At 47.9% G+C, this 10,855-nt stretch carries 7 protein-coding genes, 1 tRNA gene and 1 CRISPR repeat array; of the genes, 6 read left to right on the top strand and 2 right to left on the bottom strand.

Features of this window, described 5'->3' with window-relative positions; all coding sequences use genetic code 11:
• Positions 1 to 477: 477 nt before the first annotated feature.
• Together QUA40_RS25560 and QUA40_RS25555 are read right to left on the bottom strand one after the other, a co-directional pair.
• On the bottom strand, positions 478 to 2,313 hold the full coding sequence (locus tag QUA40_RS25560) for an APC family permease (RefSeq protein ID WP_333131078.1): 1,836 nt from the start codon (positions 2,311 to 2,313) through the stop codon (positions 478 to 480).
• 67 nt (positions 2,314 to 2,380) lie between these two features.
• Entirely contained in the window at positions 2,381 to 3,220 is an 840-nt protein-coding gene (locus QUA40_RS25555; protein ID WP_333131077.1) for a prephenate/arogenate dehydrogenase, read from the bottom strand.
• 38 nt (positions 3,221 to 3,258) lie between these two features.
• On the opposite strand from QUA40_RS25555, the gene QUA40_RS25550 reads away from it, so the two are divergent.
• The 6 genes from QUA40_RS25550 (at position 3,259) to QUA40_RS25525 (ending at position 10,103) form a co-directional block, all read left to right on the top strand.
• On the top strand, positions 3,259 to 4,821 hold the full coding sequence (locus QUA40_RS25550) for a pentapeptide repeat-containing protein (RefSeq protein WP_333131075.1): 1,563 nt from the start codon (positions 3,259 to 3,261) through the stop codon (positions 4,819 to 4,821).
• A gap of 96 nt (positions 4,822 to 4,917) precedes the next feature.
• Entirely contained in the window at positions 4,918 to 6,480 is a 1,563-nt protein-coding gene (locus tag QUA40_RS25545; RefSeq protein ID WP_333131073.1) for a pentapeptide repeat-containing protein, read from the top strand.
• A gap of 79 nt (positions 6,481 to 6,559) precedes the next feature.
• Positions 6,560 to 8,089 carry a pentapeptide repeat-containing protein gene (locus QUA40_RS25540; RefSeq protein WP_333131071.1) on the top strand — a complete coding sequence of 510 codons (1,530 nt, stop codon included), beginning with the start codon at positions 6,560 to 6,562 and terminating at the stop codon, positions 8,087 to 8,089.
• Positions 8,090 to 8,111: 22 nt separating this feature from the next.
• Positions 8,112 to 9,620, top strand: coding sequence for a helicase C-terminal domain-containing protein (locus QUA40_RS25535; RefSeq protein ID WP_333131069.1), 1,509 nt, complete (start codon positions 8,112 to 8,114; stop codon positions 9,618 to 9,620).
• A gap of 65 nt (positions 9,621 to 9,685) precedes the next feature.
• Entirely contained in the window at positions 9,686 to 9,898 is a 213-nt protein-coding gene (locus QUA40_RS25530; RefSeq protein WP_333131067.1) for a DUF2839 domain-containing protein, read from the top strand.
• Between the two features lie 133 nt (positions 9,899 to 10,031).
• Positions 10,032 to 10,103, top strand: a tRNA-Val gene (locus tag QUA40_RS25525).
• Between the two features lie 16 nt (positions 10,104 to 10,119).
• Positions 10,120 to 10,729: a CRISPR direct-repeat array (repeat unit 38 nt; unit sequence AGTTTCAATCCCTGATAGGGGTTTAGGTTTATTGCGGC).
• Positions 10,730 to 10,855: the final 126 nt, after the last annotated feature.

Genomic DNA, 10,855 nt, shown 5'->3' with positions numbered 1-10,855 from the left:
TTATTCATCTTTTTATTCACGATCGAGTATTGCATATAATTGTATCATAGTCTTGATAATCATTTAGGATTGCTATATCTTCTCTGTTTGACTCTCATGAGTGAGTGTCATTAACATGATACCTCATCTTTCTGAGAAAGGCTATAGCTTTTGCTTGTCCCTTACAACTTACTAAAATTTTAGAGGGTTATCAATGTTAAATAACATCATTACAGTAAAAATACTGACCACTTTACTTTGTGTGTGATTATATTTGTAACAGCAACAGTCCTGGACGCACTCCTGCTCTTATAAACGGGGTTTTTTAACCGATATCCCTCGCGCTACACGGAGGATTGTGCGATCAAATAAACCCGGTTTATCCGATAAATCTTAGGTTGAGCAACAAAGCCTCCAGAAAGAAACCGGGTTGCTGTGCAAGTCCTAAATAAGTTTGTTTGACAGTCGAAAAATTGCCAACTTTCAATTAAAATCCGCTTAAAGAAAATACCTAACCGTCGTTACCACCCGACTTCTTTTAGCCCGCAAAGCCGCTTTCAAGAAAAAAGCAGTTTGATTGTGTAGCAGTCCCTCCCACCAATTTCGCGTCACAAAAGCCGGAATGATCAGCGTTAAATATACTCCCGGTCGCTGCTCTTCAAACAAAGTCAAAAAGTGTGTCAAAGCCTCACCAACAGAACGGTAAGGCGATTCCAGAATTTCCAAAGGAATGTCTGACTGTAAATCTTGCCAAGCCGCTTGTAATTTTTCTCGATCGGTCAAACCAATATCTACGTGAACTGCCACAACTTCATCAGCAATTAAACGAGCGTAATCCAGAGCCTCGAAAGTGCCCCGGTGCAACTGCCCGACTAACACCACTGCCGGATGTGTCACCGTCTTAACTCTAGGTGTGCGAAGATAAGACCTCGGTTCTAGGCCCTGAATGCTCAAGCGAGCCGCGACATACCGATAGTGTCGGTGAATAGCTAAAAATAGACTGACTACGATCGGGATAGTGACTACGACAACCCAAGCTCCCAAAAGGAATTTTGTAGCGAGAATTACAGCCAAAACTCCCGTTGTTGCCACGGCACCAATACCGTTCATCACAGCACCAACTTGCCAACCTTTACCTCGTTCCTTAAACCAGTGAATTACCATTCCCGATTGCGAGAGAGTAAAAGAAGTGAAAACTCCAACCGCATACAGGGGAAGCACCGCGCTCGTATTGCCTCGAAAGATGATAATTAAAAGAGCCGCGCAGAAGCTGAGCAGATTAATGCCATTAGAATAAACCAGGCGATCGCCCAATAGCGACAATTGCCTCGGCAAGAACCCGTCCCGTGCCAAAAAATAACAAAGTCGCGGAAAATCCGCATAACTCGTATTCGCAGCCAACAGCAAAATCAACAGAGTTGCTGCCTGCAAATAGTAATAAAATATACCGACACCAAAAATCTGTTTTCCCAACACAGAAAGGAGGGTTTCATGTTCTGTAGGAATCACCTGATAAATATGAGCCAAGTAACTAATCCCCAAAAACATCGCTCCCAGAATTACCCCCAAATAAGTTAAAGTCAGGCGCGCATTCTTCCATTCAGGAGGCTTAAAAGCCAACACCCCGTCTGATATGGCTTCAACTCCAGTCAGGGCAGTACACCCCGCCGCAAAGGCACGCGCGACCAGAAATAATCCCAAAGGTTCCTTAGCGGGAATATTTTCTAATGTCGGCAAAACGTGACCTGTTGCATGTTGGTACAAACCACAGCCAATCAAGATAAAAATGCCAACGATAAACGCATAGGTGGGAACCATAAATATCTTGCCAGATTCCCGCAACCCCCTGAGATTGGCAAACATGATGAGGACAATAAAAACTAAGCACATTTCAACCGTATAGGGGTGCAGCCAGGGAACTGCTGAAGTCAAGGCAGCCACCCCAGCCGAAATACTCACAGTTACGGTGAGGATGTAGTCAATCATCAGCGAAGCTGCAGCGATCAAACCCGGATAAGTACCCAAGTTTTCTCGCGCCACAATGTAAGCGCCGCCGCCCTTGGGGTAAGCTTTAATTGTCTGTCGGTAAGACAGCGCCACGATCGCCAACAGTAAAATAATAATTCCAGAAATAGGCAGCGATAAACTCAAACTGCTGCTCCCCGCTAGTAATAGCACCAGCAGAGTTTCTTGAGTAGCGTAGGCAACAGACGAAAGTGCATCGGAAGCAAGAACAGCTAGTCCTGTAGCGTTGCTCAGCCGTTCGTGAACAGATGCGCTGGTGGGGAGAGATTCACCGAGTAAAACCCGCTTGAGTCGAGAATAAGTGTACATTGAAACTCAATATATAGGCGTCCACAAATCATAATCGAGACGGGGACAGTTTGAAGCAATTTTTGGATCACAATTTGTAATTCTGTCTCGCTTGTTGAGTCAGCTTCAGTTTGTGTTCCAGAGCTTGCCAATTTTCGGCTTCGATATCGCTGATGAACTCGTCGAGACTGTCGCGGTAAATAGAGAGCGATCGCAACAATTCCTCTCGATTGTACTTTGCCACCATCACTCCCAGCTCGGGATTGCCGCCGCCAACGCGGCTCGTATCCCGAAAACCCGAACTCGCCAAATGTTGGGCTAAATTAACAATATCCCGATCGCCCTCTCGATCGCACGCAGCAACCAGCGTCGCGCTCGCCATGAGCGGCAAATGAGAAATCCAAGCGACAGCTCGATCGTGCTCGATCGGTTCACATCGGTAAACTTTAGCACCCAGTAACCGCGCAATTTCCTCAACCTTATCCACCGCAAGCGCCGGCGTCTGGGGAGTCGGCGTCACCACGTAAGGCCGCCCGACAAACAAATCCGGCACCGCCGCCTCGATTCCGCTTTCAGCAGTCCCCGCCATCGGGTGTCCCCCCACAAAGTTCGGCCACAGAGGAGACACAGCCTGCACTATGAGTGTTTTTACGGAACCGACATCGGTTACAATAGTATCAGGGGAAAGATAGGGCACCAACTCTCGGACGATCAGCTCGATCGACCCCAGCGGCGTGCAAATAAAAACCACATCCGCTGCTGCCATTAGAGACAGGTGTATGCTGGCTTCATTGACAACACCGCGAGCTTGCGCCCGATCGCAAGTCTGCTGCCGACTCGAAACCCCAAAAACATTAAACCCGCGCGATCGCAAATCCAGCCCGATCGAGCCACCAATTAAACCCAGTCCTACAATACCGATATTCATAGCAATAAAATGGGGATATTTGATACGGTGCCGCCCCCATGACAGTCGAGGAACTCCTGAAAAAATATGCCGCCGGAGAAAGAAACTTTGCCGGAATCAACCTGACTGAGGCCAACCTCAGCGGCGTCAACTTGAGCGGAGCCAACCTCAAGGGTGCGAATCTGAGTGTAGCAAACCTGAGCGGAGCCAACCTCAGCAAAACCAACCTCACAGGTGCCAAACTCAACATCGCCAGACTCAGCGGCGCCCATCTAGGCGGCGCCGACCTCACCGACGCCGACCTCAACGTCGCTTACCTAGTGCGAGTTGACCTCAAAAAAGCCATACTCATAGGAGCGAAACTGATCAGAGCCGAGCTGATTCGAGCCGAACTCAGCGGCGCAAACCTCAGCGGCGCAAACCTCAGCGGCGCAACCCTCACCGAAGCCACCCTTCGAGGAGCAAACCTCGCTCAAGCCAACCTTCGAGGCGCTCACCTCAGCGGCGCGTGCTTGACAGAAGCCAACCTCGAACAAGCCAACCTGCAAGGAGCCGACCTTAGCCGAGCCGACCTCAGCGGCGCCGACTTGCGAGGCACAGAACTGAGACAAGCCAACCTCACTCAAGCCGTACTCAGCGGCGCCGACCTCAGTGGCGTCAATTTGCGCTGGGCCATCCTCAGCGGCTGCAATCTCCGCTGGGCCGACCTGAGCGAAGCCAAATTGAGCGGTGCCGACCTCAGCCGAGCCGACCTCTGCCACGCCAACTTGCTGAATGCCAGTTTAGTTCACGCCGACCTGTCAAATGCGTATCTGATCCGCGCCGACTGGATTGGAGCCGACTTAACCGGAGCCACCTTAACCGGAGCCAAACTCCACGCCGTTTCGCGGCTCGGCATCAAAACCGAAGGCATGACCTGCAAGTGGGTTGATCTCAGCCCCAACGGCGACCACAGCCAAATTTGCTGGTTGAACTCGGGAGGAACCCAGGAATTTTTTCATGAAACTTTGCCCACAGTTCGGATTGTGATTGACTCGCCCCTAGATCAAGGCGCTCATTTTGCCCTAGCCGCAACTTATTATCAAATTGCCCAACAATACCCGAGTTTAAGTCAGCCGCCCACGATCGAAGTCAGCTCCAGGCGCACCGTACTCGCCTTTAAAATGGACAGCGACGATAAATTATTTGCCACCGCTTACGTTGCCATCATTCCTTTTAACGACGCTGCCACAACTCAAAAGAACCTGATCGCGTTGATGAAAATGATTCAATCTAACGATGCAGGCAAACTTAACGTCAAAGAATCGAAACACGTTCAATTATGCAGCAAAGCTCTCAACCAAGCTATTAGCAAAGTAGACCAAATCAAAATTTCCAGTTCTTTTCCTAAAATCGGCGAAAGTATCAATTTCTTTCAAATTCCAACACAGATGATATTAATTAATTCCCGCGATCAAAGACTCAGCGTATATCACCACCCAGCCTTCGGTAAGCGCCTGATAAAAAAATACGAGCCAAGTAACTCACCATCGGGTAAGTTAGCCGAAAGCACAAAATTGGCTCAAGCTAATATCACTAGCATTTTGGATTTTATAAAAGGCTTCCACAATATAGATGTCTAGGCATATTGCATCAAGTTACAAAAAATGCTTATTCTAGTTTAAAGGTTGGCACAACAAAGCTTTGTTCTAGCTAACACATCAGGGAAATTGAAAAGCATGGATGCCAAAGAACTCATCACCAAATATGCAGCAGGAGAAAGAGACTTTACTGCTATCCTCCTTTGCGAGGCAAATCTCAGCAGGATCGATCTAAGCGGGGCTAATTTCAGTGAGGCAATCTTGAGCCTCACCAACATGAGCGGCACCAACCTCTCAAACGCCAACATGAGAAAAGCCAAACTCAATGTTGCCAGACTCAGCGGTGCCAATCTCAACAAAGCCAACCTCAGCGGCGCTATCCTCAACGTTGCTAACTTGATTCGAGCCGACCTCCGCGAAGCCCAACTCGTCGAAGCTACAATGATCAGAGCCGAACTTATAAGAGCCGACCTCAGCAGTGCCAACTTAAGCGGTGCAAACCTCAGCGAAGCAGATTTGAGAGAAGCAACCCTCAGAGAAGCCAATCTAGAGCAAGCCGACCTCAGCGGTGCTCACCTGAGAGGCGCTTTTCTAACAGCGGCAAACTTGGAACGGGCCAACTTGCACAGGGCCGACCTCAGTAGGGCAGACTTGCGAGGAGTAAACCTCTGCAATGCCGAACTCAGACAAGCTAATCTGTCTCAGGCAAACCTCAGCGGGGCTGACTTGCGAGGCGCTAATCTCCGGTGGGCTGACCTCAGCGGAGCGAACCTGACCGGCGCTGACCTCGATGAAGCGAGATTGAGCGGGGCCAACTTGTACGGGGCAAATTTGAGCAATGTCAATCTATTGAATGCTACTTTGGTACACGCGGATTTGACCCAAGCGAATTTGATTCACGCTGATTGGGTGGGCGCAGATTTGACGGGGGCAGCCCTGACGGGGGCAAAAATTTACGCGGTTTCTAGGTTTGATGTCAAAGCAGATGACATAACCTGCGATTGGGTTGACCTCAGTCCTAACGGCGATCGCAGCCACATTCAGCGCTTTACTCCAGAAGAATCTCAAAGGTTTTTCAATGCTACACCGCCGACAGTTCAAATTATTGTCGATCGACCCCTAGACCCCGACGCTAACTTTATACTCGCGGCTACCTACCGCCAAATTGCCCGTCAATACCCTGCTTTGAACCATCCTCCCAGTATCGAAGTTAATTCCAGACGCACAATCATCTCATTTAGAATAGAACAGGACGAGCAACTATTTCCTACCGCTTTCGTTGCCATTACTCCCTTTAGCGACGCGGCATTTACTCAAAAAAATTTGATGACTCTGATCAAGATGATTCAACCCCAAAGTGGTAATAACCTGGGCGTCAGAGTCTCAAATATGGTAGTGCAATTAAACGTAGCCCTGACCAAAACCATGAGAAAAATAGGGGAAATGAAAATTCAGCCGATTCGCATCGATCGCGAACCAGTGTCAAGTTTTTTCCAATCGCCTACCCAAACTATACTGTCTAACTCCAGCGCCGAAAGTTTGATGATTCACTATCACCCAGACTTTGGCAGAAACTTGACAAATTTGCCGGGAGTCAACAAAACCTCTATCAGTCCTGCAATTAAAGCCCAAAGATTCACAACCCCGCCGCTAAATACAGTCGTTGAGTTTGTCAAAAGCTTTTATCAGCTCGGTGAGTAAATACTATAAATTAATTTGAGATAATTTATATTGATGGGATATAAAAGTTAACGGATTCCCCTTTCAGTCAGGTAAAAAAATGGAAGCTGATGAACTTCTAAAACGATTTGCACTCGTAAAAAGATACACAGAAGGCGACAGAGATTTCACAGGAATCAACCTGAATGAAGCTAATCTCAGCCGCATCAACCTCAGCCAATCAATTTTAAGGGGGGCTAGCTTATTTGTCACCAACCTCAGCGGCGCTAACTTGAGCGAAGCTAACTTGAGCGAAGCTAACCTGAATGTGGCTAGACTCAGCAGTACCAACCTCTCGCGGGCAATTTTAAACGGGGCTACTCTCAATGTAGCAAACTTAGTGAGAGCCGATTTAAGTGCAGCTCAATTAATCCGAGCATCCCTAATTAGAAGCGAATTAGTCCGCTGCGAACTCAGCAAAACTAACTTCAGCGGTGCAAACCTGACTGAAGCAGATTTAAGAGAGGTAAAACTGACGGAAGCTAACCTGTGCGGTGCTAATCTTTCCGGTGCAAATCTTAGAGGTGCTTCGGCTGCTTCAGCTAACTTTCAAGAAGCTAATTTACACGGTGCAGATTTGACGAAAGCAGAACTTAGCGGCGTCAATTTGAGCAATGCTGATATGAGACAAGCTTCTTTGCAACAGGTGAATCTCAGCAGTGCGAATTTGAGTGGCGCTAACCTCAAATGGGCTGATTTGACGGGAGCTAACCTCAACGGCGCCGATCTGAGCTGTGCTAAATTGAGCGGAGCTAACCTTAACGGAGCAGATTTAAGAAATACTAATTTAGGAAGTGCTAATTTCGTTCACGCTGATTTGACAGAAACAAATTTGATTAATGCAGATTGGGTGGGCGCTGATTTGAGGGGAGCAACTTTAACAGGAGCCAAACTGTATTTGGTTCCTCGATGTGGCATCATCGCAGATGATATTACTTGCCAGTGGGTTGACCTCAGCCCCGCAGGCGATCGCACTCAGATTCAAAAATTTAATTCGCCGTCAGAATCGAGAAAATTTTTAAATCACACGCCTGGGTTAGTGCAAATTGTGGTTGACGCACTTTTAGACTACTCAGCAAACAGCACTTTAGCAACAGTTTACAGTGAAATTGCTCGACATTACCGGGCAATGAATTTTCCTCCTAATATTGAAGTCGGCTACCGCCGCACAACTCTAACTTTTAGATTTGAGAGCGATGAGCATTTATTGCCAGCAGCTTTTTTAGCGATTATCCCTTTTAAGGATGCTGTACAAACTCAGAGAAATATTATGGTTATCGGCCAAAATATCGAAAGTCAAAATTTGGAGGAGAAACGAATAGTGCAGTTGCGTAAAGCATTGAGTACAGCTACCAATAAATTAAATGATTTGATAAATTTAATCTCTAATATATCAGGAGTTTGTCAGCAAACAAAGTTTTTTGAGTCACCTACCCAAACTATTTTAATTAGTTCGGGACAGGAGAGTTTGATGGTGAATTCTCACGAAAATTTTGGAAAGGGAGGTACAAATCATCAGCACAGTAAATTCAGTTTGCCTCTCGGTCAAAAAGTAGTTGATTTTCTGGCCAGTTTTGATTATGTTGAGTGAGAAATGTCAATTTTAAAACCGATTGATTGAGGTAGAAGTCCACAACTCATTGCTCCGCTTCCTGCGATCGAACTCCGAGCCGCACTGGCCCCACCATTTAACGATGGCGCGGCTTGTGGCGCGGGCTTTGCGCTTGGGGCGCAGCGCTCTGATCCAAACGGGGCTTCCCACTGGAGCTTACCGACAGCGGTATCGAGTCAGTTATTTGATGCCGATTTTGATGTGGCCGGAGCCTGTGATTTTGGTGGCGCCGACACGGGTGATCGAGCATTTGAGAGCTGTGGAAATTCCACGTTTGCAAGAGTGGCTGCAAACTGATAAGTTGATCGAGACTTATTCGGATAATGCCAATGGACGAGGATTGATGCTAGCAGATCCCGAGTCTTGGCTGGCGGCTCGCTTGGCGGCGAATTCGCCTCTTCACAGCAATATTCCGACAATTATCGACGGTGTGGATGACTTGGAAGTTTGGACGCGCCAGCAATTGACGGCGTATTTGCAACCGGCTGATTGGAATGATTTAATGCAATCTCAGCCTTTGGAAGCCGATGCAATCCTCCAAGGGCGGGTAATGCTAACGCGGGCTTTCTTTCGGCATCCGGCGAAACCTGACGAGTGCTATTTGCTGGAAACGGCAGAGCAAAAGATATGGGAGGGGCTGTTTGAAAGGATCGAGCCGAATTCGCTGATTCCGGCTGCTTGGAGCAATTTTTGGCAGCGGTGGGAAACAAACGGAAAACTGCGGTGGGCGGAAATTAATCGGGAGGCTGGCTCATTTTCTCTGTTCTGCGCGCCGGTTCAGGTGGCTGAGGTTTTGAGCAAAATTTGGGATTGTCAGCCTGTGGTGTTGATTGGGGGGGCGGTGGATGTGGAACCGAAGGCTCCGATCTTCCGGCAAATGCTGGGACTGCCAGAATTGACGAGCGTTAAGTTTTCGCCCGATCGACAAAGCGAATTAATTCAACTGTACATTCCCAACTGGCTGCCGCTGCCAAATACGCCGGAATTTCAGGGTGTTTTAATTGAAGAAATTCGGACTTTGCTGTTGATGAGCGCGTCGGTGGCGGGTTTAAAGGTGCTGATTGTTGGTGATGTACCGCTGAAGGCTCGGCTGGCGGCAATTTTGGCTTCTGAGTTCGGTTCTCGGGTGCAGGTTGAAAAAACAGATGTGGGCGAGAATGCGATTTTGGTGAGTGGGTGGGAGTTTTGGCGGGAACATCAGGGGGAATTGAGGGCGCCTCATTTGCTGGCGATCGCAACTTTGCCGCTACCTTCTTTAGAAAATCCTTTGGTGACGGCGCGTGTGGCTTATTATAAGGAGCAGCGCAAGGATTGGTTTCGGTTGTATTTGCTGCCGGCGGCGCTGAATGAGTTGCAACGGGCGATCGCGCCGGTGCGAGAACGTCAAGGGGTGGTGGCGATTTTTGACAGCAGGGTGATTCACCGCAGTTATGGACAGCAGGTTTTAGCGGCTTTGAGTCCTTTTGCGAGGATTGATTATTTGGATACGACTTGGCTGACGCAGGCTTGAGATGACCTGTTGGCGTATAATTTGGTTAGGTATCTAGTTGAAATCTAATTTAGTAGACAAAGATTATGGGTGAAGCTAAGCGTCGCAAAGAGTCGATCGGCGACGAATTCGGTAAAGAAGAGCGCATCGTTTCCTGGCTGCCAATCACGAAAACCCAAAGCGAAGATTTTGTGAGGTGGACAAGTCGCGGAAGCTGGGCGGGGATTAGCCTTTTGGTGGGTTGGTGGATTGTGGTGCGGTTTGTTGGCCCCGCGGCGGGTTGGTGGGTGGTTGATTGATGCTTATTTGAGTGCGATCGACACAATGTGCGATCGCACGTTATGTCGATTTTTAACTCCGAAACTAGCGGCTGATTTTTTTTGGCAATTTTAGTTGCAAATTGGGAGTTAGTATGTTATGATGGTTATCTGCGGGCAATTAGCACAGTGGTAGCGCACTTCCTTCACACGGAAGGGGTCACAGGTTCAAATCCTGTATTGCCCATATTTTTCTGTTGTATAGTTTCAATCCCTGATAGGGGTTTAGGTTTATTGCGGCTTCAAAAAAATCGCCAACTGATGAGAGCGTTGAGTTTCAATCCCTGATAGGGGTTTAGGTTTATTGCGGCCCACCTTTCTGCAGAGTTCCTAAGCGCAGCTTTACTGAGTTTCAATCCCTGATAGGGGTTTAGGTTTATTGCGGCCTAACCAACCGCCAATCAAGCCGAGTATTAAAAGCAGTTTCAATCCCTGATAGGGGTTTAGGTTTATTGCGGCTAATGCAGTGGTGGCAACTCCAAGAATCAAGCGAGTTTCAATCCCTGATAGGGGTTTAGGTTTATTGCGGCTCCGATGTTCGGCGGCAAGCTGACTGAGATATTCGTTTCAATCCCTGATAGGGGTTTAGGTTTATTGCGGCACAAAAACTAGCAAATCTCGCATTTTTCCCATTGTTTCAATCCCTGATAGGGGTTTAGGTTTATTGCGGCAATCTAAATCAATGCGCTGAAGGGCGATCGCAAATGGTTTCAATCCCTGATAGGGGTTTAGGTTTATTGCGGCAAAAAGGTGGGCAAGGAAGAGCTTGATACCTTGTTTCAATCCCTGATAGGGGTTTAGGTTTATTGCGGCAATAAATGCTGCTGCTGCCAAAAAGGCGATCGCCCTGGTTTCAATCCCTGATCATTGGTGACAAGTTAAGGCTCAAAGCCAGTTGTCAAGGGGATTTTCGGAGGTAGCTCAAAGAAAAAAGGTTCT

Origin of the sequence: Microcoleus sp. Pol11C3, from assembly GCF_036701485.1 — a bacterium.
Classification (GTDB): Bacteria; Cyanobacteriota; Cyanobacteriia; order Cyanobacteriales; family Microcoleaceae; genus Microcoleus.
Note: the sequence above shows the minus strand (reverse complement) of the source record. Positions and strands in the feature narration are given on the sequence as shown.